Annotated in this window: 24 protein-coding genes; 8 read left to right on the plus strand and 16 right to left on the minus strand. The window is 44.4% G+C overall.

From position 1 onward, the window contains the following. Positions 1–49 precede the first annotated feature (49 nt). The 8 genes from J5I83_RS00565 to J5I83_RS00600 form a co-directional block, all read right to left on the minus strand. Positions 50–2,152, minus strand: coding sequence for a M3 family metallopeptidase (locus J5I83_RS00565; RefSeq protein WP_304052435.1), 2,103 nt, complete (start codon positions 2,150–2,152; stop codon positions 50–52). A gap of 195 nt (positions 2,153–2,347) precedes the next feature. Then, positions 2,348–3,622: a dihydroorotase gene (locus J5I83_RS00570; protein WP_304052437.1), complete on the minus strand. Its 1,275-nt coding sequence runs from the start codon at positions 3,620–3,622 to the stop codon at positions 2,348–2,350. 62 nt (positions 3,623–3,684) lie between these two features. Continuing rightward, positions 3,685–4,635, minus strand: coding sequence for an aspartate carbamoyltransferase catalytic subunit (locus J5I83_RS00575; RefSeq protein ID WP_304052439.1), 951 nt, complete (start codon positions 4,633–4,635; stop codon positions 3,685–3,687). Further along, positions 4,632–5,141: a bifunctional pyr operon transcriptional regulator/uracil phosphoribosyltransferase PyrR gene (pyrR, locus tag J5I83_RS00580; protein ID WP_304052440.1), complete on the minus strand. Its 510-nt coding sequence runs from the start codon at positions 5,139–5,141 to the stop codon at positions 4,632–4,634. Before pyrR ends, J5I83_RS00575 begins: the two co-directional genes overlap by 4 nt. Then, positions 5,128–5,565, minus strand: a complete 438-nt coding sequence (gene ruvX / locus J5I83_RS00585; protein ID WP_304052442.1) for a Holliday junction resolvase RuvX — start codon at positions 5,563–5,565, stop codon at positions 5,128–5,130. Before ruvX ends, pyrR begins: the two co-directional genes overlap by 14 nt. A gap of 73 nt (positions 5,566–5,638) precedes the next feature. Further along, a complete protein-coding gene (locus tag J5I83_RS00590) occupies positions 5,639–6,199 on the minus strand; it encodes a YqgE/AlgH family protein (protein ID WP_304052444.1) in 561 nt (186 codons plus the stop codon). A 93-nt stretch (positions 6,200–6,292) separates the two neighbouring features. Next, positions 6,293–6,919, minus strand: a complete 627-nt coding sequence (coq7, locus tag J5I83_RS00595) for a 2-polyprenyl-3-methyl-6-methoxy-1,4-benzoquinone monooxygenase (RefSeq protein ID WP_304052446.1) — start codon at positions 6,917–6,919, stop codon at positions 6,293–6,295. Between the two features lie 40 nt (positions 6,920–6,959). Then, positions 6,960–8,252: a (Fe-S)-binding protein gene (locus J5I83_RS00600; RefSeq protein WP_304052448.1), complete on the minus strand. Its 1,293-nt coding sequence runs from the start codon at positions 8,250–8,252 to the stop codon at positions 6,960–6,962. Between the two features lie 182 nt (positions 8,253–8,434). Here J5I83_RS00600 and rpsP point away from each other — a divergent pair, with 182 nt between their 5' ends. The 4 genes from rpsP to rplS are packed head-to-tail and all read left to right on the plus strand — an operon-like array spanning position 8,435 to position 10,440. Next, positions 8,435–8,701, plus strand: coding sequence for a 30S ribosomal protein S16 (gene rpsP / locus J5I83_RS00605; RefSeq protein ID WP_304052450.1), 267 nt, complete (start codon positions 8,435–8,437; stop codon positions 8,699–8,701). 34 nt (positions 8,702–8,735) lie between these two features. Further along, entirely contained in the window at positions 8,736–9,239 is a 504-nt protein-coding gene (rimM, locus tag J5I83_RS00610) for a ribosome maturation factor RimM (RefSeq protein WP_369683373.1), read from the plus strand. A gap of 15 nt (positions 9,240–9,254) precedes the next feature. Further along, on the plus strand, positions 9,255–10,031 hold the full coding sequence (gene trmD / locus J5I83_RS00615) for a tRNA (guanosine(37)-N1)-methyltransferase TrmD (protein ID WP_304052453.1): 777 nt from the start codon (positions 9,255–9,257) through the stop codon (positions 10,029–10,031). Between the two features lie 25 nt (positions 10,032–10,056). After that, positions 10,057–10,440, plus strand: coding sequence for a 50S ribosomal protein L19 (gene rplS, locus J5I83_RS00620; protein WP_304052454.1), 384 nt, complete (start codon positions 10,057–10,059; stop codon positions 10,438–10,440). Between the two features lie 99 nt (positions 10,441–10,539). Here rplS and J5I83_RS00625 read toward each other — a convergent pair whose 3' ends face one another. The 8 genes from J5I83_RS00625 to J5I83_RS00660 form a co-directional block, all read right to left on the minus strand. Beyond that, entirely contained in the window at positions 10,540–10,884 is a 345-nt protein-coding gene (locus J5I83_RS00625) for an arsenate reductase family protein (RefSeq protein ID WP_304052456.1), read from the minus strand. A gap of 72 nt (positions 10,885–10,956) precedes the next feature. Further along, positions 10,957–11,472 carry an invasion associated locus B family protein gene (locus J5I83_RS00630; protein WP_304052457.1) on the minus strand — a complete coding sequence of 172 codons (516 nt, stop codon included), beginning with the start codon at positions 11,470–11,472 and terminating at the stop codon, positions 10,957–10,959. A 45-nt stretch (positions 11,473–11,517) separates the two neighbouring features. Beyond that, positions 11,518–11,775 (minus strand): DUF2024 family protein, encoded by a 258-nt coding sequence (locus J5I83_RS00635; protein WP_304052458.1) that lies wholly within the window; start codon positions 11,773–11,775, stop codon positions 11,518–11,520. Positions 11,776–11,867: 92 nt separating this feature from the next. Continuing rightward, positions 11,868–12,557, minus strand: a complete 690-nt coding sequence (locus J5I83_RS00640) for an O-methyltransferase (RefSeq protein WP_304052460.1) — start codon at positions 12,555–12,557, stop codon at positions 11,868–11,870. Between the two features lie 64 nt (positions 12,558–12,621). Next, positions 12,622–13,866 carry an O-antigen ligase gene (locus tag J5I83_RS00645; RefSeq protein WP_304052462.1) on the minus strand — a complete coding sequence of 415 codons (1,245 nt, stop codon included), beginning with the start codon at positions 13,864–13,866 and terminating at the stop codon, positions 12,622–12,624. 124 nt (positions 13,867–13,990) lie between these two features. Next, positions 13,991–15,259, minus strand: coding sequence for a hypothetical protein (locus J5I83_RS00650; RefSeq protein ID WP_304052464.1), 1,269 nt, complete (start codon positions 15,257–15,259; stop codon positions 13,991–13,993). A gap of 39 nt (positions 15,260–15,298) precedes the next feature. Then, positions 15,299–16,072 carry an FkbM family methyltransferase gene (locus J5I83_RS00655; protein WP_304052465.1) on the minus strand — a complete coding sequence of 258 codons (774 nt, stop codon included), beginning with the start codon at positions 16,070–16,072 and terminating at the stop codon, positions 15,299–15,301. A 67-nt stretch (positions 16,073–16,139) separates the two neighbouring features. Continuing rightward, on the minus strand, positions 16,140–17,408 hold the full coding sequence (locus tag J5I83_RS00660; RefSeq protein WP_304052466.1) for a hypothetical protein: 1,269 nt from the start codon (positions 17,406–17,408) through the stop codon (positions 16,140–16,142). Between the two features lie 310 nt (positions 17,409–17,718). On the opposite strand from J5I83_RS00660, the gene J5I83_RS00665 reads away from it, so the two are divergent. The 4 genes from J5I83_RS00665 to J5I83_RS00680 are packed head-to-tail and all read left to right on the plus strand — an operon-like array spanning position 17,719 to position 21,117. Next, positions 17,719–18,468 carry a 3-deoxy-manno-octulosonate cytidylyltransferase gene (locus tag J5I83_RS00665; RefSeq protein WP_304052467.1) on the plus strand — a complete coding sequence of 250 codons (750 nt, stop codon included), beginning with the start codon at positions 17,719–17,721 and terminating at the stop codon, positions 18,466–18,468. Positions 18,469–18,487: 19 nt separating this feature from the next. Beyond that, positions 18,488–19,252, plus strand: coding sequence for an HpcH/HpaI aldolase/citrate lyase family protein (locus J5I83_RS00670; protein WP_304052469.1), 765 nt, complete (start codon positions 18,488–18,490; stop codon positions 19,250–19,252). Beyond that, positions 19,245–20,183, plus strand: coding sequence for a phosphoglycerate dehydrogenase (locus J5I83_RS00675; RefSeq protein ID WP_304052471.1), 939 nt, complete (start codon positions 19,245–19,247; stop codon positions 20,181–20,183). Before J5I83_RS00670 ends, J5I83_RS00675 begins: the two co-directional genes overlap by 8 nt. After that, complete coding sequence (locus tag J5I83_RS00680; RefSeq protein WP_304052473.1) at positions 20,173–21,117, plus strand: NAD(P)-dependent oxidoreductase; 945 nt, start codon at positions 20,173–20,175, stop codon at positions 21,115–21,117. The genes J5I83_RS00675 and J5I83_RS00680 overlap by 11 nt, the downstream gene beginning before the upstream one ends. Positions 21,118–21,119 lie beyond the last annotated feature (2 nt).

Raw genomic sequence — 21,119 nt, forward strand, 5'->3', positions numbered from 1 at the left:
TATCATATAACTGTATCCCATTTATAAAAATTCCGGTATAGCCCGAGCTTCAGGTCGCCATACCGCTGTGGCGCAGCAATGCATCTATTTTGGGCTCCCGGCCACGGAAAGCAATAAAAGATTCTAACGCCGCCCGGCTTCCACCCACTGCCAAAATTTCATTCCTGAAACGTTCGCCAACTTTGGCATTTACCACCTGATCAGCACCACTTTCCTCGAACAAGCTGTAAGCATCGGCAGATAAAACTTCTGCCCATTTATAACTGTAATAGCCGGCCGCATAGCCACCTGCAAAAATATGCGAAAAGCTGTTCGGAAAACGATTAAAGGCAGGAGGAATAACCACGGCAACCTGGCTGCGGATTTCATCAAGTAATTGCAGCACCGTTTTTTCACCATGAGGATCAAAATCATAGTGCAAATGCATATCGAATAGGGCAAATTCAATTTGGCGCAATGTTTGCAAACCACTCTGAAAGTTCTTGGCAGCCAACATTTTGTCGAATAATTCACGCGGAAGCGGTGTACCGCTATCGATATGGATTGTCATATGGCGCAACACCTCCCATTCCCAGCAGAAATTCTCCATGAATTGACTAGGCAGCTCGACCGCGTCCCATTCCACACCATTGATCCCCGAAACTCCAAGATCTTCAACCTGAGTCAACAAATGATGCAAGCCATGACCAAATTCATGGAATAACACGATCACTTCATCATGTGTAAATAATGCAGGACGTAACTGACTATTAACTGTCATCGGTGCGGAAAAGTTGCAGGTCAGATAGGCGACAGGTGTTTGGATAGCTGATTTCCTTGTCTCTGGATATTCAATACGGCGTCGGGTAATGGCATCATCCATCCACGCTCCTCCACGCTTACTTGGGCGTGCATAGAGGTCGATATAAAACTGGCCGATAACATCACCCTTGCTATCACGGATCGCGAAAAATTTTACATCCGGATGCCAGCATTGAATCTCAGGTGATGGCTCAACCTGCGTAATGCTAATACCATAGAGCGCCTCCACCAGTTTGAACATGCCCGGCAAAACCTTGCTCTCAGGAAAATATTGTTTAACTTCCTGATCAGAAAAAGCATAGCGTTCCATACGCAGTTTTTCACTGGCATAAGCCAGATCCCACGACTCCAGCTTCTCCAATCCGAGTTTGGTCGCAGCAAATTGCTTCAGCTCAGCCAGATCACGCTCAGCATAGGGTCGAGCTTTCGCTGCAAGTTCATTCAGGAAATTCAACACTTGCTTAGGAGAGTCGGCCATTTTAGGCGTCAGAGAAACCTCTGCATAGCAATCAAACCCCAGCATTTTAGCTTCCTCTTGCCGCAGTTGAAGGATCTGGTTAATCAGCAGCATATTGTCCCAGCTCGATGCGCCATGAGCGAGGCTATCAATTTCACTCGCCCGAGTCGCGTAAGCACGGTACATATTCTCACGCAATGTCCGGTTATCGGCATATTGCATAACGGGTAAGTAGGAAGGTGCATGTAAAGTAAATTTCCAGCCTGGTGCAGAAATACTCGGATCTTTAACGGCAGCCTCTCTGGCAGCATGCAGCGCATCATCTGGAATACCCGAAAGTTCACTTTCATGCTCTATGAATAGAAAAAAATCATTGGTTGCATCGAGCAAGTTATCGTTAAATTTTGCCGAAAGCGCTGATAATTCTTCCTGAATATGCATAAAACGTGTTTTGTTTTCTGGCGCTAGCTCAGCTCCGCCTAGGCGGAAATCGCGTAACTGGTTTTCAATAATTTTTTTGCGAGCGGGAGCGAGACTATTAAATTCCTTGCTTTCTCGCAATTGCTTGAATTTATTGAACAATACCTGATCTTGTGACAATTCGGCGTAATACTGCGTGATGCGCGGCAAATTGGTGTTATAAGCATCACGCAGTCCAGCGCTATTCATCACGGCATTTAAATGCGATACCTGCCCCCATGCACGTGACAATCGCTCATTCGCATCAACCACGGGTTGCACAAAATCTTGCCAGCTAGGCAAAGTTATCGCAGCACGCGCCCTGGCAACTATATCACGGCAATCATGCAGTAATTCTTCTACGGCAGGCATAATGTGCTCTGGTCTAATATCGGTAAAACGCGGTAATCCAGAAAAATCGAGTAATGGGTTCATGATGATATTTGTTTAAGATAATTATTTTTTAGATGCAATCAAATCATAAATTTTGCAGGACTTTTTATTTTGTAAAAAATATACAAGGATTAAGTGGAAAAGCGCAGCAATGAGCTATGATCACTTCTCACTATTTTGATTAGTGTTATATGTTGCATTTTATCTCGCTTGCCAATTACTACATATCTTCATAAATTAACTTTCATATACAATATTGCCATCAATTAGCGTAAATTTTACCCGTCCAGGTAACTCCCTCCCCAAAAATGGCGTGTTCTTGCCCTGACTCTTAATCGTCAGAGCAGTCACTTTCCAATATTCTTCTGGATCGAAAATACATATATCAGCTGGTGCACCGGGAGTGAGGTGTCCCCCATCAATGTTCAGTATCCGGGCAGGCGCTAGCGTAACTTTGCTTAATGCTTCAATCAGCGGAATATTTATCGTCTCTGCCCATTTAAACGCGAGTGACAGCAACAATTCCAGACCCGTGCTCCCTGCCTCGGCCTGTCCAAAGGGCAGCAATTTGGCATCTTCATCCACCGGCGCATGGTCCGAGCAAATGGCATCAATCGTGCCATCGATCAGTCCAGTACAGAGCGCATCTCGATCACGCAAGCTCCGTAAGGGAGGAACAAGATGGCAATTGGTATCGAAAAAGCCGATATCCATCTCTGAAAGATGGACATGATTGATAGCAACATCACAGGTAACAGGCAATCCCTGCTGCTTAGCTGTTCGCACCATGGCTACCCCTTCTGCACTAGAAATTCGGCACAGATGAACTTTCACGCCAGTCTCTCGTGCCAGATAAATGATATTTGACAAAGCTATCGTTTCTGCACAAACCGGAATGGGTGGTAAACCGAGCCGGGCCGCAATTTCACCATCATGCGCTACACCATTGTTAGTGAGGCTGGCTTCTTGAGGACGTAACCAAACACTAAAACCAAAAGTTGATGCATATTGCATCGCCTGCATCAACACATGCAGATTAGCCAGAGACGCATCGGCATGACTAAAAGCAACGCAGCCAGCATCATGTAATTCAGCCATTTCCGTCAAGCGCTCACCTTTAAGTTTTTGGGTGAGTGCTCCCACTGGATAGACATGAACCTTATCCAAATTCTTGGTGCGATGTTTCAACATTTCAACCAGCCCGGGCTCATCTAACGGCGGATCGGTATCGGGCGGACAGGCAAGACTGGTGATACCTCCAGCGGCGGCAGCTTCCAATTCTGATTCTAAAGTAGCTTTGTATTCAAGTCCTGGCTCACGTAATCGTGCAGACAAATCGACCAAACCAGGGCACACAATTAATCCGGTCGCATCGATCACCCGGCAATCCTGAAAGCCTGCAGGAATAATGTCTACTGCAACAATTTTGCCTGTGGCAATGTAAAGATCGGCGGCAGCATCGATACCATTTTTTGGGTCAATCAGGCGTCCATTTTTGATATGAATTTTCATAAATAACAGCGATCGGTTATGCGGGAATTGCCTAAAATTACGATATCAACTCGGGAAATACATCAGTTTCCAGCAAGAATTGACATAACCGCCATTCGTACCGCGATGCCAAAAGTCACTTGCGATAAAATAACTGACTGTTTCCCATCTGCTACCGCAGAATCGATCTCGACTCCACGATTCATGGGCCCAGGATGCATGACGATTGCATCTTGCTTGGCTAGCGATAATTTCTCCTGAGTAAGCCCATAATATTTAAAATATTCTTCAGCGCTCGGTAGGCTTGCTCCCAGCATGCGTTCATTTTGCAGGCGCAGCATGATCAACACGTCAATATCTTTCAATCCTTGAACCATATCGTGATAAACACGTACACCCAAGCGTTCAACCTTGCTCGGTAATAGCGTCTTGGGTGCAATGACGCGAACTTCGGGCACACCTAAGGTGGTCAGCGCATGAATTTGCGAGCGCGCCACCCTTGAATGCAAGATGTCGCCAACAATCGCCACCCGAAGATTATGAAAATCCTTTTTATAACGGCGGATAGTAAACATATCTAGCAATGCTTGCGTAGGATGAGCATGACGCCCATCTCCGGCATTGATGACATGAATCTCCGGACGAACATGACTCGCTATCATATGCGCCGCACCACTTTGCAAATGCCGGACTACAAACATATCCGCATGCATGGCTGAAAGATTATTGACCGTATCCAACAACGTCTCACCCTTGGATTGCGCAGAAGCTGCAATATTGAGATTGATTACATCCGCTGATAATCGCTTGGCAGCAATCTCGAAAGTTGTCCGTGTACGCGTGCTGGACTCAAAAAAAAGATTGAAGACTGATTTTCCACGCAGGAGCGGAATTTTTTTGACTTCGCGCTCAGTAACACCAGCAAAAGATTCCGCTGTATCCAAAATATGCAACAAAATAGAAACAGGCAATCCCTCAGTAGTAAGCAGATGCTGTAATTCGCCATGTTTGTTTAGCTGGGGATTTCTGTTCATTTCTCAGGCAAACAGATATCGCGCACACCGAGACTCAATTTGCCATCACTTTCCTGTTTTAACTCCAGCATTTTGTCTGCGGGCAAAGGCAATATAGCCCCCACATATTGCGCTGCAATAGGAAGCTCTCTGCCTCCCCGGTCTATCAATGTCGCCAAATGAATGCATGCCGGTCGCCCATAATCAAATATCTCATTCACAGCAGCCCGAATTGTCCTTCCTGTATATAGCACATCATCGACTAAGATGATGCGACTTCCTTCAACTTCAAAGGGAAGATCGGACGGTTTGACTTGGGGGTGTAAGCCTATCTTGCTGTAATCGTCCCGATAAAAAGAAATATCTAGAACGCCAAGCGGTGAACTGATTCCCAGCGCTTGGTGCAATCGTTTTGCCACCCATACCCCCCCCGTATGGATACCTATCATTACATCGGTTTCGCCAACGTCGGGACGTAACCGTTCGGTCAAAGCAGCGAGTAGCTGCTCAGCATCAGGTAGTTGCATAGTCACAGTCAAAAAAAGATTGTAAGATATGCTGCGCTGCAATCTGGTCCAGCATCGTTTTTTGCTTTTTTCCTTTAATACCTGCTTCCCCTAAAGAAGATCTGGCAGTAATGGTCGTATAGCGTTCATCTACCAAAATCGATTTGATGCCGAAACGCCCCTCCAGGCGCCGCGCAAACCGCTGACTCAATCGGGTAAGCTCATGTTCCGACCCATCAGCATGAGTCGGCAATCCTACCACCAGTAAGACCGGATGCCATATTTCAATCAACTTGGCAATAGCTTCAAAACGTTGTTTCGTTATTTCACAGTGAATAGTGGTAAGAGGATGAGCTAACCGCAACACCTGCTCACCCACAGCCACTCCAATACGTTTCTTTCCAAAATCAAAAGCCAACACTGTGCCACTTTGTTGTCGTTTCACAATTTCCGATGTGTCTTCATGGCTATGTGCTGAACTATCAGGCGCTAAAGTGGCTTGAATGCAGCAGTCCTGCCTATGCATGCCCAACTTCATTTGATAAATTAGAGAAGTTGACCCCCAGCAATTGCGCCGCAGCAGGTAACCTTTCCTCAAAGGACATTTCAAAAATAATGCGAGAAGATGCCGGAACTGTCAGCCAGGCATTCTGCGCCAATTCTTGTTCAATTTGTCCTGGCGCCCATCCTGCATAACCCAGCGCAACCAACATTTGTTCTGGCCCCTGGCAATTTGCAATAGCTTCTAAAATATCAACAGAGGATGTCAAGCCTATGGCCTGGTTAATTGCCAGCGTAGATTTCCATTCTCCCACAGGCTGGTGTAACACGAATCCACTATCGATCTGCACTGGTCCGCCAAACAATACTAAGCGCCCTTCAGGTAACGAATCAGCAGAAGGGATGCCAAGTTGCTCGAATAATTTCTCCAAAGTAAGTTCTGTAGGACGATTAATAACCAGTCCAACTGCGCCGTGCTCATTATGCTCACAGACATAGGTAAGCGTTTTGGCAAAAAAGGGGTCGACCATATTAGGCATAGCAATCAGAAAATGATCTGTCAAGTTGATGTTTTTCATAATAAAGACCTCTTTATTACTAATGCAAAATCGCAAATCATGCGCTATGGTCAATTTGAAACATAAAAATTCCTATTCCTCCTATGTTTCTCATCAAACCCAATACGCCGTATGTGTCATGATTTTTGAACTCATTTTCATGGCCAATTTCACTGGTAATGGTAACTCGATACCGCCATGCGATATTGCCATTGTTGCATGGCAAGCTTCATCAACTCTCATTTGCGCAACGATAGCGCGACTTTTCACATCTTGATAAGGTAATCGCTGCAAATGCTCTGCGAGATGGGCCTCCACTTGATGTTCTGTTTCCGCGAGAAAACCGAGATTCCATTTATCACCAAGCATACCCGCCACTAAACCGATGGCAAAAGATCCCCCATACCAGACTGGGTTAAGCAAGCTTTTACGGCCGCCTAACTCAGCAATACGACGCTCTGTCCAAGCCAAATGTTCAGTTTCTTCACGCGCGGCTTGTGTCAATGCGTTTTGCACTTCTTGATTTTGCGCAGTAAGCGCTTGTCCTTGATAAAGGGCCTGAGCACATATTTCTCCGACATGATTAACACGCATTAATGCACATGACTTCTTTTTTTCACCATCAGTTAATTCATTTTCTGGCAGACTCTTCCCTGGTATAGCGCGCAATGTTTGAGCCGGCACCATTAGGGTGCGTAATGCATTATCAAAACCGATAATAAGCTTATCTATATTCAGCATGGCATCAATTCCAGTAGTTATCAGCAAACTATTTATCTTATCATTGTATACCTATTTGCCGGGCTAGCAATGTTACCGGGTGCAATACCTCTATTTTTTTCCCTTGCGCCCTTAAACCACTAGCGAAATGTAATAAACAACCGACATTGGATGTCACCAGATAGCTTGCACCTGTTTTATCCAGCGCGACCATTTTATCGTTCAGCAATGATTCTGCGATTTCTGGCTGATCAAGGAAGTAGGTGCCAGCAGCACCACAACAGAGATTATTGCCGGCAAGCTCTATCAGCTCAATACCAGGGATGTGCGCAAGCAACTGATAAGGGCAATCTGAGGTACGCACCACATTACGCATACTACACGGATCATGCACAGCGACTCTTTCTGACAAAGCTGTTATTTTGACTTCATTCCAATCCAGCTCAGTTAAAAATTTATTGATATCTACTATCGGAACAGAAAAATTCTCTGTCTGATATTGAGAGCAAAACTCTGTTAAATGCGCTCCACAACCTGAAGCTGTACTGATAATCGCTTTTATATTCAAACCAGCAAATGCATTCTTGTTTCGCTGAATCAGATCAGTCGCCTCAGCTATCCGACCACTATGTTGGTATAACGCCCCACAACAGGTTTGCGCGTTGGGTACATGCACTGTATAACCTAGCTGGTTAAGCACCAAAATCGCTGAAAGGTTTGTTTCGACATCAACCAATCGTGCCACGCAACCCAGAAACAGGGCGACTTCTCCGCGTTGCACGCCAATGGCTGGATAAACTTCTTGCCATGCATGAAGAGGAAAGCGAATCCACGGTAATTTTGACAGCAACAATCCCAGCTTGGTCCTTCTTACCAAATCCGACCGTAGCAACCCTTGTTGCAAGCCAATTTTCTGAAAAAGATATATGAGTGGACGTACAAGGTCAAAACGACTCGATTTGTCAATAAATATGCTTTCTAACAAGCTTCTGAAACGATTTTTTTTTATTACCACCTTCCCCCTTGATGAGTCCGATGTTGGTATTGCCATCATGGCGCGCGTCTCATCAATCAAACGGCCATAGGCTACATGATTAGGGCAAACTGCCTCACACGCCCGGCAAGCCAAACAGCGATCAATATGGACGGCAAAACGTTCATTCATCGGAATACGCCGACTTGCAACCCCATGTATCATCGCGATACGTCCCCGCGGAGAATCCGCTTCCGATAACGTCAAACGATAGGTTGGGCAATGCGGCAAACAAAGCCCGCATGAAACACATCGATTCGCTTCTGCCAATAAGCGAGCTCGGGAAGGATTAATTAGAGATTCATCTTCTTTACTTTGCACTTCCACTTCCTCTAAATAATTTTGTTATAACTTTTCTTCTACAAAAAGTATTAATAAAAAACACAACTATCAGACTATATTAATCAAATAAGTTTTTTTATTTTTATAGCTTGCTAAGTCACAGAAAATTACCATAAAATTACATGTTTTAAGTTTTCTATTTGCAAACACACGATTAAGATATGGTAATTATTCGACTGGCGCGCGGCGGCGCTAAAAAAAGGCCTTTTTTCAACATGGTAGTTGCAGATTCCCGTTGCAGGCGTGACGGCAGATTCATTGAACGTGTCGGTTTTTATAATCCACGGGCAGTCGAGGGTGAAGAAGCGCTACGTATCCACATGGATCGGCTGACTCACTGGCAATCCAATGGAGCGCAATTATCCAATACGGTAACAAGACTGGTAAAACAGTTTAGTGCGCAACAAAAAGTTGCACAAGAAAGTTAATACCAAGCAATACCTAACTGAATGCATGGTACCAATGGGTCATATCATAGGACCTTTTGGTATTCTCGGGTGGGTTAAGATAGCCTCCTATAGTGAAAATATCGAAAGTCTACTTGATTACTCTGTATGGTGGCTAGGCAAGGGCGATGATGCATGGTCAGCAATGAAGGTTGTATCATACAATATTCATGACAATAAATTGATTGTTGCATTCCAAGGATATCATGATCGAACTCAGGCATCACATTTAAAAGGCATGCAGATCGCAGTGCCGCGCGACCAATTGCCTCACCTGCCTGAGAATGGCACAGAAGGTTACTATTGGTCAGATCTAATAGGCACAAGCGTGTTTAATTTGCAGAATGAAGAATTTGGATATGTAATCGGCTTATTAAGAACAGGAGCCAATGATGTATTACAGGTTCGATCCGTGAGAGGAGACCAGAAGGAAAGATTAATACCGTTTATTGATCAGGTTATTGTCGAGGTGGATTTAACAGCTCGCAAAATAACAATTGATTGGGGACTAGATTACTGACAGGAGGCAAGGATCTTGTCATTTGAGATCGATGTCATCACACTATTTCCAGAAATGCTTGATGCTATTACAAAATATGGCGTAACGAGCAGAGCAAACAAAAATGGGATTTTTCAATTGCATACTTGGAATCCGCGCGATTTTGCGAAAGATAACTATCGTACGGTAGATGACAGTCCATATGGCGGCGGACCTGGTATGATAATGCTGGCTCAGCCTCTGGATGAAGCGATCACTCAGGCTAGAACAAGACAGCGATCACAAGGCATTAACGAAACAAAAGTAATTTATCTTTCTCCTCAGGGCAAACTTCTTGATCATGAGAAAATTTTACAATTAACCAAATTAGAGGGATTAGTATTACTCTGTGGCCGTTACGAAGGAATTGATGAACGGATAATCATGCGTCAGGTAGATGAGGAAATCTCTATCGGAAACTACGTTATTTCAGGCGGCGAACTAGCGGCAATGGTTCTAATCGATAGCATAGTGCGACAGATTCCGGGCGCATTAGGGAGTGCTGATTCAGCTAAGGAAGATTCATTTACCAATAATTTACTTGAGTTTCCTCAATATACACGACCAGAAATATATCGAGGGGACGCCGTACCCCCTATTTTACTCTCAGGAGATCATGCAAAAATAAATCGCTGGCGATTGCAGCAATCTCTTGGCAAAACATGGCTAAAACGACCAGATTTATTAGAACTCAAATACAAGCAGGGTATTTCCAAGGAAGAAGAAGAATTATTGGAAGAATTCAAACGAACTGAAAATTTTAGAATAAACTAATTCCATAAAATGGTAGGAGAAAAAAATGAATTTGATTGAACAATTAGAGCGAGAAGAAATAGAGCGTCTTGGCAAAATTATCCCGAATTTCTCTCCTGGTGATACAGTGGTAGTCAACGTAAATGTAGTAGAGGGCGATCGCAAACGTATTCAAGCATATGAAGGTGTCATCATCGCCAAACGCAATCGCGGTCTTAATTCGTCTTTCATTGTACGCAAAATATCCAGTGGTGAGGGTGTTGAGCGTACTTTTCAGACATATTCACCAATGATTTCGACGATCGAAGTCAAACGTCGAGGCGATGTGCGTCGTGCAAAACTTTACTATTTGAGAAGCCGTTCTGGTAAATCAGCGCGCATTCGGGAGAAACTTCCTGCCCGCAGCGCAAGCATCGCTACAAATGAATAAGCCTTATTTCACATAGCAATATCGAATATCTATCTGTAAAGGCGGCAAATTAAGTAAGCTTTGACCGCCCTTTTCTTTGTCAAACAGACACTTTTTCTATTACTCTAATAATTTTTTCACATTCTCTGGTGGCCGACCCAATATCGCTTTATCTCCTCGCACTACAATAGGGCGCTGAATCAGATCGGGGTTAGCCACCATCATCTGTAACAATTCTTCATCAGTTCCAGACTCAATACCACACGCCATAGCTTCGTCAGTACGCAAAATATCGCGTACTGACATGTTCAACTTATGAAGAAGCTCGCGCAACAATTCTACTGTCATAGGCCTTTCATAGTAATTGATGCTATCAAACTCTTTCCCACTCTCGTTCAGCAGAGTTAACGCAGCCCTGCATTTACTGCAAGTTGGCTTCTGATAAATAGTTATTTTGTCATTCATTTTACTTCTCCGTTTTAACAAACGGTAACGCGGAGGAGAAGCATATCTGGATTTTATTGCTTAGAATAATATTTATTTGATACCACATTCTTTGGAAATAGCAGCATACGCAGAAGATGACCCTTTTAATCCAAAAGTATCAGTCGTTGCTGTATCCCGCGCAGATACCCCCTTCACAACCAATGAGCTGCCACTGCGAATTGCGTTAGTTATTTTATTATCAGTCGCTTCATCAGCTGTCCAAGCCGTTTCATTTTGAGTAAAAAGCTTGAAACTCTGACTGCCCACACTTACCGTTACCTCGCTACCTTGTTTGAATGGATAGCCAGCAACGAAACTAAAGACATTTTTACTTTTCTCGGCAGGCCGGTGGGTAATCAGGGCGAAAACATCACCCCGCTTGGTATAGCTTCCCTCCTCCTTTTTAGGCTTACTAACCATATAACATACTTTGTTACTACCTTCCATATAGACATAAGCAGTCCAATCATTGAATTCACCAATCACTTTTGGATCAGCTGCATATACCCATCCACTCATTATGAGTGTAGTCAGAAAAGTAAGTTGCTTTACAAAAGTCAGTCTCATTATATAAAACCCTAAGTTATCGGTTATCCCGTCATACTGCCAATGTTAATTACAGCCTTCCATCTTGTATATGAAATAGCCCTCTTTGTTGATCGTCTCAATAACATCAGCAGGTGCGCCCTGGCTATGACAGAATCTGCATTCCTTGCTAGTAACAACTGCATCTCCTTCCCCGATCGAAGCTAACCATTGTTTAGCATATTCGATCGCTTTCTTTTCATCTCTTACAGTAGTAAATACATCAAAATGCATGATATGCCCATCTTTCGCTTTTACATAAGTATCGTAAACATGAATTTCCATAAATATTCCTTTCTGAATAAATTAAATGAGTTGGTTAATTAACATGGAATGATCTCAAATTACTTTATTTTGATCTTTTCCTCACTCTTTTATTATGCCATTTTTCGCCGCGCCACAATAACACCATCACGCGTTGGATTGATAAAAGCATCAAACTCAGGGTCATCGAAAATCAGCTGATTATGTGTAAGGATTGCTTCTGTCCACCCTGAAACAATGTCAGTAAAATTTTCTACTGCAACTCGCCCATGCCAAAGCACGTTATCTGCAATGTATAGGCCGCCTGGGCGGATACGGCCCCTTGCCATTTGCCACACATTAGGATACTCACCTTTATCAGCATCGTTGTAGCAGATATCGAACATACCGTCAGTTTGCAGAAATACTTCCTGAGCATAGCCAACCTTGAAATCTATCCTATCCCATAAACCGGCTGCAGATAAATATTGCTTTGCCTTTATCTTATTCGCAGCATTATTATCAGTGCACACCACTTTCCCTTCGGTACCCACTGCTCTAGCAAACCAGAAAGCAGAATAACCATAACCGCTGCCAAATTCAAATATTCGTTTAGCGTTAATCATTTTTGCTAGCACTTCCAAACAAGTGCCTACCAAACGATCAACAATTGGAAAATTTTTCTGTTTCGCCAAATCTTCCATTTCAAGCAGGACTGGATGATCAGTTTGTTTTACCAAGCCACGCATATATTTCTCAATCGCTGGATTGACTGGCAGCAAAACATTTGGATTTTCAACTGTTGGAGATTGTATCTTTGCCATCATCTATCCTTTCTTAAGCATTAACATCTAAATTTAAACTAAAAATTAGATTTCCAAGGCGTTTCTACACTTTTAAGTGATTGCATGTTCCGGTTATTGGTTGCCAGCGTATCATTATTGCTGTGACAACTAGCAGTATGATCGGGGTTCGGTTGTAAAGCAAAAATGTATCTGTCAATCCTGCTAAAAATACATAACACATTAATACGACTCCTAGCATACTTAGTCGGTGATTCTTTAATGTCTGGAACCAACTCCACAGGAGAAAAACTAACGCTAAAATACCAAGCGCTCCCACCTGCATACCAATCTCAATCCAGTCATTATGGTAATGCGATGTTCTTTGAAATTCAGGTAAATTCTTATATATTCCATCTTTATAGGTTGGTATGGTCTTTTCAAAATATATTTCCGGCATACCCGTCCCATGCCCCAACAAAGGGTGATCTGCGATTCCATGCAAACCGACATCCCATATTGCGAGACGATAACCCAGGCTAGTCGTATAGTTACCCTGCAAGACCGAATTCAGATCGCTTGCCACTAACTCTAACCTTTCCTGGAAAACACTGCTGCTCATCGCAAACAAGAGAATCGCGGTCATCATTGCAGCAAAAATACCCAGAAATGCCCTGCGCTCAGCTCGGTAGCGCAGAAAGATTAAAAGCAATAGAGCTACTACCGTAGCCAGCAACAGCACTCTTGCATTCTGATTAAATTGGATAAAAAGCAAAAATAATGCCATTGACCAACATAATAATGCTCTCCCCTTTGTCTGACAGGTACTTCCTATGAAAGCCATCAGTATAATTCCAATACCCAGCATCGCTGAGAAAGCAAGGTATGAGATCTCAAAAAAGGGCACCCCTTGCTCCCCTAAAACCAACCAATGATAAATTCCTGCTACTAACACGCTCAAATAGCCGATTAAAGATGCAGTCATCACCCAAGGCAACCGCTCTTTATTCAACATGGAAAGAAAAGGAATAAATGTCAGAAAAATGAAATATTTTTTCCATTTATTTTGACCAGTATCAGTATAGTCGCCCCAAAGTAACCCAAGAGCTAAGACACCGCAGAATATCAGGATAGCTAGCACTAAAGGCTCTTTTATCAGCTTACCGAACTTCTGCAAACCTCCATCAGTTATCCAGGCAAGCGTCAAAAGGAAAAACGCATAAAAAAGCGACCACTTTTGCCAGAGGGCAATACAAAAAAAGGCAAGCACACATCTTGCAAACAAGTCACGCCAACCATTCACAAAAATGCTCTCTCCCAGATAAAACAGACCGATTCGATTCTCACGCATTTGCAATATCAGTCATCAATTCATTAATCTTATTCAGAGAGTAAAAATTTAGCGCTTTGATAATTTGCTTTCTCAAAGAAATTAAAAAATATGACATGGGTTTGATCAATTAAGCGCAAAGACATTATCTGGTTTCAACCAGCGATTCTAGCAATGCAACATAATGAGGCAATACCTCCTTACCGGGAACATCCAGCATTTCCTTTATGAAACGTTGCCGATGCGATTCAATATAATGAGACTGACATCCCTTTGTAAGCAACTTATCAATGTTTTCATAGACATCATCCCGGCAGCGCAGCTCAGTTTCTGGCATATATACCGCTGCAGCAGAACGACCGGCATGTAAATAATCGGCAGCCAATACCGGTTTACCCGCTCTAATGGCTTCATACGCCACTGAGGTAGCCAGATCGATGATGACATCAGCCCACTGCAACAAGTGCACGGAATGAATGTCTTCTTCTATCATGGTGACATTCGTTAGACGCTGCAAGGCGGCATCCTTAGTCAGAGATTGTTTCCAACCGCCACGGGTATGGGGTTTGACCGCCAATTCCACACCAGGGAATGCTGCAATCATCTGAATGACCTCACCCACCTCTTCCCAAAATGTCGTGAAATTGGCTTTTCTCAGAAAAATCACCACATTGAGTCGGTTATCGGAACGCACCAGTGGTGAAGCAGGAATAAGGGTCGCCAGTTTAGTTAGCCACTCCTCGCAGTAACGTGGTGAGCCCAAGACGATGAGTTTCCGATCATCCATAAAAGGGCGAAAACGCGTGGCGCACAATTCATTGGGTACTACCACTTTATCGAACATCCCAGCAGCAGAAAAAGATGTATCCGGTTTTAACTGCCATTCGCCCCGTCGTATCAACTGACTCGCATGAGGACTATCACCATGCGGTAGCGATACCGTGCCGAGGCCTTGCTTACGCGCTACACTAACCAGAATCTCGACCCACTCGACACAGATTTCTGAATTTCTCTCGATCCAATCAAAGGCAACTACGCCCTTTCCAGATTCTGGAAAGCTTCTTTCCAGTAAACGCTGCGTAGTAAGCAACCAAATTGCTTCACGCCGCTTGGCGTTATAAATTCGGGCAAGTACCTTGACCAGTGGCGCAAAAAAAGAACGATACGAGCTTCTAACCAGCAATAACGTTTGCAAACGCCATTTTGTAAACTCCAGAAATGACAATAAATCTTGAAGATGAACAATGCTTACTCCTGCCAGTTTTTTCAGAAACTCAATGCGATAATCGCCATCGAACCGTTTCTTACCGATCATGACGATATCGCAAACATGGCCGCGTTCAATCCATTTCGCAATAACCGGGGTAATGTGATCGATATCGTTATAATGACGTAGAAAAAAAAGAGCTTTCATCAATGCGAATTAAATTAATTGGAATTTTTAAGAGAAAATTCAAGAAGCTTTATTTTTCTCAAATACGAAACATGTCTCTCCCCAGTTCCGGCTTGATTTTTGCTTCAATTCAAGCCCTGCCCGTTGCATAATGGCAACCGCTTCCTGTTGCTCAGCAGGTGTCCCTAGCTCGACAATAACGGATTTAAGATTGGGATGCCGCAAAACTTGTTCAGCTGCTTTAAGAATAGCAATTTCAATTCCATCCACATCGATCTTCATGTAATTAGGGTAAGGAAAACCCCATTTACTGCATAAATCATCCAATGTCACACCAAACATGCCTTGTATGTGAGAAGTAGGTGTTTTCATGGTATCGAGCGATTCTTCTCCGAATTGGGAGCGATTTCCGCCTGGAATAAATTTGGGCACATATAGCTTAGAAAATTCGCTCTTGCCTGATACCGCAATACAATAAGCACTGATGTGATCTTTAAGATTGTTGTAGAAAATATTTTTGTTAAGGACGTAGTAATTATTGCTCTGTGGTTCAAACGCATATATCTCGACTTCACGGCCATATTTCTTGGCAGGATAAAGTGAATACTGACCGATATTGGCACCGATATCAAAATAACACGACCCTGGTTCAAAACCATCGAGCCAATCCAAAGTATCCGGCTCTTTAACCGCATATGTCTTTGCGCGTTTAAGTACTCGCCAATGATCTACCGTGACTAGGATCGCATGTCCTCTGACATTTGTCTTGGTGTAACCTCCCTTAGCCCAGTAGGCAGCCACTACCAAGTTCTTCAGAAAATTAACTGAAAACATATATTTTATTGCAGCCCACAAGGATCGCATAAGCACCTTCACTCTATCAAAAAAATTACTAATTATTTCACTCTACCCCAGCAGCCGCTTCAAGCAATGCTACATAACGCGGCAAAACATCTGATCCAGAAACATCGAGCATTTCTCTCAAAAAATGTTGACGGTGCTCTTCGACGTAAAAATCATGACAGCCCTCTACAAGGAACTTATTTATTTTTTCATACACATCATCACGGCAGCATAATTCAGTCTCAGGCATATAAACGGCAATAACAGAACGGCCCGCATGAAGGTAATCTGCTGCCAATACCGGTTTCTTAAGCCTGACAGCTTCAAATACTACTGACGTAGCCAGATCAATACAAATATCCGCCCAATTCATCAGATGAATAGAGTGGACGTCATCTCCTGCCACACTTACATTGGGCAAGCGTTTTAGAGATCTTTCTTTGGTTAAAGATTGTTTCCAGCCGCTGCGGGTATGGGGCTTGATTACCAACTCAACACCAGGAAACGCGGCTATCATATGAACGACTTCATTCACTTCTTCCCAGAACGTCGTAAAATTCGCCTTTCTCAGAAACATGACTATCTTGAGATGGCTATCAGAGTGCCTTAAGGGCGAAGGTGGCATCAATTCAGCCAGCTTGATCAACCACTCTTCACAATAGCGCGGCGAACCCAATATGGCGATCGCATGCTCTGCCAAGAAAGGGCGAAAGCGTTTAGCGCAAAGCTCATTTGGCACTACCAGTTTATCGAAAATCTGCGCTGTCGAAAATAAAGGATCTGGACCAACACACCATTCGCCACGACGGATCAATTGATTGGCATGCGGGCTATCACCATGTGGTAAAGATACCATACCCAGCCCCATTTCATGCGCCACGGCAATGACAGTCTCAACCCACTCCACAGCAATCACCGAGTTCCTTTCAATCCAATCAAAAGCCACCACACCCTGGTCAGCACCATCAAAACTACGTGACAGCAAATGCTCCGCAGTAGCACGCCATAGCGGCGCACGTCGCTTGGCATCGTAAATATCTGCCAGCATGCGAACGAAAGGTCCTATAAACAAGCGGCGCAGATTACCTGTCAACAATAGCATCTGTAATCGCCACTTGAGAAATTGCAACGGCGAGAACACTTCTCGGATATGCGCGACGTTAACTCCTGCAAGTTGGCTCAGGAATGCAATACGAAAATCATAGCGAAACCGCCTAGCTCCAATCAGAATTACATCACAGGTATGGCCTGAATCGATCCATTTGGAGATGACAGGGGTAATATGATCAATGTCGTTATAATGGCGAAGAAAAAAGAGAGCCTTCATAGCTGTGTTATGATTAGCAGCATTTAAAATAAACAATATGCCTATCGTTTTATGAATCAGATCAAAAAATAAGTATCCAGCAAATCAGGCAATAAAATAAATGAGATTATTCAAAAAGTCTGGGCAAATAATTTTACACGTGCAATTCTTTATTTACCAAAAAAGCAATCAATTCACTTTATTTTCCTGAATTATTTGACGTAGCGCTCATGCATCTTCCCGGGCAGATGAAACAGCTTGATAGCTTAAATCCGGCTGACCTTACCTATTAACCACCGATAAATAAATTATTATCCATCATTTACTTGCTATGAAAACGATCGCAATCATTCCCGCGCGTATGGGATCATCTCGCTTCCCCGGCAAACCCATTGCTAAATTGCTTGGACGAACCATGTTAGAGCATGTGTATAAACGCGTTGCTCTGAGTGATGCGCTTGATGCTACCTATATTGCTACCTGTGACGAAGAAATTCGGCAAGCGGCAGAAGCTTTTGGTGCACCTGTTATCATGACTTCGGACAAGCATGAGCGCGCAAGTGATCGCATCGCAGAAGCAGTCACTGGCACTGACGCAGAACTCATTGTGATGGTGCAGGGCGATGAACCGATGACACATCCTCAGATGATCGACACCGCAGTTGCACCCTTTCGTAATGATTCACACTTAGGTTGTGTCAATCTTGTCCGACGCATCGAGAATGAGGCTGATTTCCATGATGTCAATACCATTAAGGTCGTGATGAATCAGCAAGGAGATGCCCTGTATATGTCGCGCCAGCCTATTCCTACCCTGGCCAAATCAAGCTTTGCCCCAACGATTGCTTATAAGCAAGTGTGCATTATTCCATTCAGGCGCGCGACGCTGCTCGAATATGCCCAATTACCGCCTACACCGCTGGAGCAACTTGAATCAATTGATATGCTACGATTATTGGAACATGGACGCCGAGTAAAAATGGTCGAGACTGAATTCAACAGCCAGGCCGTTGACACAGAAGCGGATCTGGCACGTGTCGCCAAGCTTATGGAATCCGACCCATTGCTTGCCAAATATTAACCATTTTTTAGGATTGGCCATGCCATTAAAAGCAAAGCTAGCACGCTCCGAATTAACTATTGGTTCATGGATTACACTCGGTCATCCGGCTATCGCCGAAATCATAGCCTCAGCCGGCTTCGACTGGTTGGTACTGGATATGGAGCACAGCGTCCTCGAATTAAATGAAGCGCAAATGATTATACAGGTGCTCGATGGACAGCGCTGTCCGGCAATCGTCAGACTTACTTCCAATCATCCGGATCAGATTAAGCGTGTCATGGATGCAGGTGCGACAGGTATCATGGTGCCCATGATCAAATCTGCTGCAGATGCTCGGGCAGCAGTAGAATCTGTTTATTATCCTCCAGAAGGAAAACGTGGCGTGGGACTGGCTCGTGCACAAGGCTATGGTGCCCGTTTTCATGAATATCGCCAATGGTTGAAAAACAATGCCATTATCATCGTCATGATCGAACATATCGATGCGGTGCAGCAAATTGATGCGATTCTTTCTGTCGCAGGAATAGATGCTTATATTATCGGCCCGTATGATCTCTCTGGTTCAATGGGACGGCCGGGCGAACTCGATCATCCACATGTACAAGATGCTATCAGGCAGATATTGGAGGCGGGACAGCGCTTGCGCAAACCGGGTGGCATCCACGTCATTGAACCTGATCCGTCTGCATTACAACAACGTATTAAAGCAGGTTTTAATTTTCTGGGCTACAGCCTCGATATCCGCATTCTCGATACGCTCTGCCGCAATCATATGCAAACTATAAAATCCTATCATGAGTAAAGTCGTTATCTCCACTTCTTCCTTTGACCTTGACAACAACCCGTCCATTCAGCGTTTAATCAAGGCGGGAATAGCCGTCGTGACAAACCCTCACCGACGCAAATTGAATGAAGACGAAATCATCGCCCTATTGAATCAAGATACAGTTGGCCTGCTAGCAGGTATTGAACCACTAACTGAACGCGTTTTTGCCTCGGCCAGCAGTCTCAAGGTCATCGCCCGTTGTGGCACTGGTCTGGATAGTGTTGATTTAGCCGCTGCCAAACGGCACAACATAACCGTTTCCAATACTCCTGAAGCGCCAGCCCAGGCAGTAGCCGAACTGACACTGGGGCTGATGCTAACCACACTCAGACAGATTAACCAGACAGACCGGCTGTTACGCAATGGCGAATGGCCACGCATGCAAGGACATTTACTTGCCGCTCAAACCGTTGGCCTGATCGGTCTCGGACATATCGGCCGGCGTGTTGCAAAACTATGCCAGGCTTTTGAAGCAACCGTCATCGCGCATGATCCTTATCTGCCGCAAGCGCCCACGGGTATTGCACTTATGCCACTGGAACAACTCTTGGCAGAAGCAGACATCATCAGCCTCCATCTGCCCTATTCCACCGCTACCCATCACCTGCTCGATGCTGCTGCCTTCACACGCATGAAACCAGGCACTATCGTTATCAATGCAGCACGCGGCGGTTTAGTGGATGAAACAGCGCTCCATGACACTCTGGTTTCAGGTCATTTGGGTGGCGCAGCCCTCGACGTATTTGAGCAGGAACCTTACCAGGGTTCGCTACTCCAATGCGACAATATCACACTGACTTCGCATATTGGTTCACTTGCCAAAGAATCCCGCCATCGTATGGAAATCGAAGCAGCAGACAATTTATTATGTGGACTAGTCAACATGGGGTTAATAGATGAGCAATAAATCAGCATCGGAGGAAATTGCGGTTGTATTTGGCGCCAGTGGTTTTTTGGGCAGCCATGTAGCCGATGCCTTGTCGGAAGCGGGCTACCGTGTTCGCCTGTTTGATCGCGCCCCCTCTCCTTACCAGAGGCCCGATCAGGAAATGATAGTAGGCGATATCATGGATCTCGACCAAGCCATCGAAGCCGCCAAAGGTGCTGCTGTCGTCTACAATTTCGCTGCCATCGCTGATATCGATGAAGCGCATGATAAACCACTGGCTACTGCCACCATCAATGTGCTAGGGAATATGCATGTACTGGAAGCAGCTCGTTTCGTTGGCGCACGCCGCTTTATCTTTGCCAGCAGCGTATATGTCTATTCTGAGTCTGGTTCATTTTACCGCGCCAGCAAACAGGCTGCTGAACGTTTCACCGAAACTTATCATGAACGTTATGGCTTGGAATATACCATTTTGCGTTACGGCTCATTATATGGCCGGCGCGCTGACTTGCGGAATGGAATTTACCGGATGCTGCATGAAGCCATTCAAAAACATACCATTACCTATCATGGAACTGGCAATGCCATGCGCGAATACATTCATGTCGAAGACGCTGCGCGTATGAGCGTGCAAGTGCTCGCGCCAGAATTTGCTAACCGGCATCTGATCCTGACAGGACAAGAAAAACTGCGTATCCGCGATGTGATGACCATGATCTCGGAGATCATGCCGTGGCCAGTAGAATTACATTTTGAAAATGCCAACGCTGTGCACCATTACGAGATCACTCCTTATGCATTTCAGCCGCGTATCGGCCGCAAACTGGTACTGAATGAACACGTCGATCTGGGTCAAGGATTGCTTGATTGCTTGAGAGAAATTCATCAACACATCCATCATGCGAAACAGGAAGATGATGCCACACCGACAACATCTGATAATAGAGCCTGATC

Source organism: Nitrosomonas communis, from assembly GCF_024102715.1.
Classification (GTDB): domain Bacteria; phylum Pseudomonadota; class Gammaproteobacteria; order Burkholderiales; family Nitrosomonadaceae; genus Nitrosomonas; species Nitrosomonas communis_B.

Bases quoted from the DNA above. Each gene is read 5' to 3' on its own strand.
- J5I83_RS00650 (WP_304052464.1), bottom strand. From the start codon at position 15,259: ATGAAAGCTCTTTTTTTTCTACGTCATTATAACGATATCGATCACATT.
- J5I83_RS00640 (WP_304052460.1), bottom strand. From the start codon at position 12,557: ATGGCAAAGATACAATCTCCAACAGTTGAAAATCCAAATGTTTTGCTG.
- rpsP (WP_304052450.1), top strand. From the start codon at position 8,435: ATGGTAATTATTCGACTGGCGCGCGGCGGCGCTAAAAAAAGGCCTTTT.
- J5I83_RS00675 (WP_304052471.1), top strand. From the start codon at position 19,245: ATGAGTAAAGTCGTTATCTCCACTTCTTCCTTTGACCTTGACAACAAC.
- J5I83_RS00590 (WP_304052444.1), bottom strand. From the start codon at position 6,199: ATGAAAAACATCAACTTGACAGATCATTTTCTGATTGCTATGCCTAAT.
- J5I83_RS00565 (WP_304052435.1), bottom strand. From the start codon at position 2,152: ATGAACCCATTACTCGATTTTTCTGGATTACCGCGTTTTACCGATATT.
- J5I83_RS00655 (WP_304052465.1), bottom strand. From the start codon at position 16,072: ATGTTTTCAGTTAATTTTCTGAAGAACTTGGTAGTGGCTGCCTACTGG.
- rimM (WP_369683373.1), top strand. From the start codon at position 8,736: ATGGGTCATATCATAGGACCTTTTGGTATTCTCGGGTGGGTTAAGATA.
- J5I83_RS00670 (WP_304052469.1), top strand. From the start codon at position 18,488: ATGCCATTAAAAGCAAAGCTAGCACGCTCCGAATTAACTATTGGTTCA.
- J5I83_RS00645 (WP_304052462.1), bottom strand. From the start codon at position 13,866: ATGCGTGAGAATCGAATCGGTCTGTTTTATCTGGGAGAGAGCATTTTT.
- J5I83_RS00625 (WP_304052456.1), bottom strand. From the start codon at position 10,884: ATGAATGACAAAATAACTATTTATCAGAAGCCAACTTGCAGTAAATGC.
- J5I83_RS00630 (WP_304052457.1), bottom strand. From the start codon at position 11,472: ATGAGACTGACTTTTGTAAAGCAACTTACTTTTCTGACTACACTCATA.
- J5I83_RS00660 (WP_304052466.1), bottom strand. From the start codon at position 17,408: ATGAAGGCTCTCTTTTTTCTTCGCCATTATAACGACATTGATCATATT.
- coq7 (WP_304052446.1), bottom strand. From the start codon at position 6,919: ATGCTGAATATAGATAAGCTTATTATCGGTTTTGATAATGCATTACGC.
- J5I83_RS00570 (WP_304052437.1), bottom strand. From the start codon at position 3,622: ATGAAAATTCATATCAAAAATGGACGCCTGATTGACCCAAAAAATGGT.
- J5I83_RS00680 (WP_304052473.1), top strand. From the start codon at position 20,173: ATGAGCAATAAATCAGCATCGGAGGAAATTGCGGTTGTATTTGGCGCC.
- J5I83_RS00665 (WP_304052467.1), top strand. From the start codon at position 17,719: ATGAAAACGATCGCAATCATTCCCGCGCGTATGGGATCATCTCGCTTC.
- pyrR (WP_304052440.1), bottom strand. From the start codon at position 5,141: ATGCAACTACCTGATGCTGAGCAGCTACTCGCTGCTTTGACCGAACGG.
- J5I83_RS00635 (WP_304052458.1), bottom strand. From the start codon at position 11,775: ATGGAAATTCATGTTTACGATACTTATGTAAAAGCGAAAGATGGGCAT.
- rplS (WP_304052454.1), top strand. From the start codon at position 10,057: ATGAATTTGATTGAACAATTAGAGCGAGAAGAAATAGAGCGTCTTGGC.
- J5I83_RS00575 (WP_304052439.1), bottom strand. From the start codon at position 4,635: ATGAACAGAAATCCCCAGCTAAACAAACATGGCGAATTACAGCATCTG.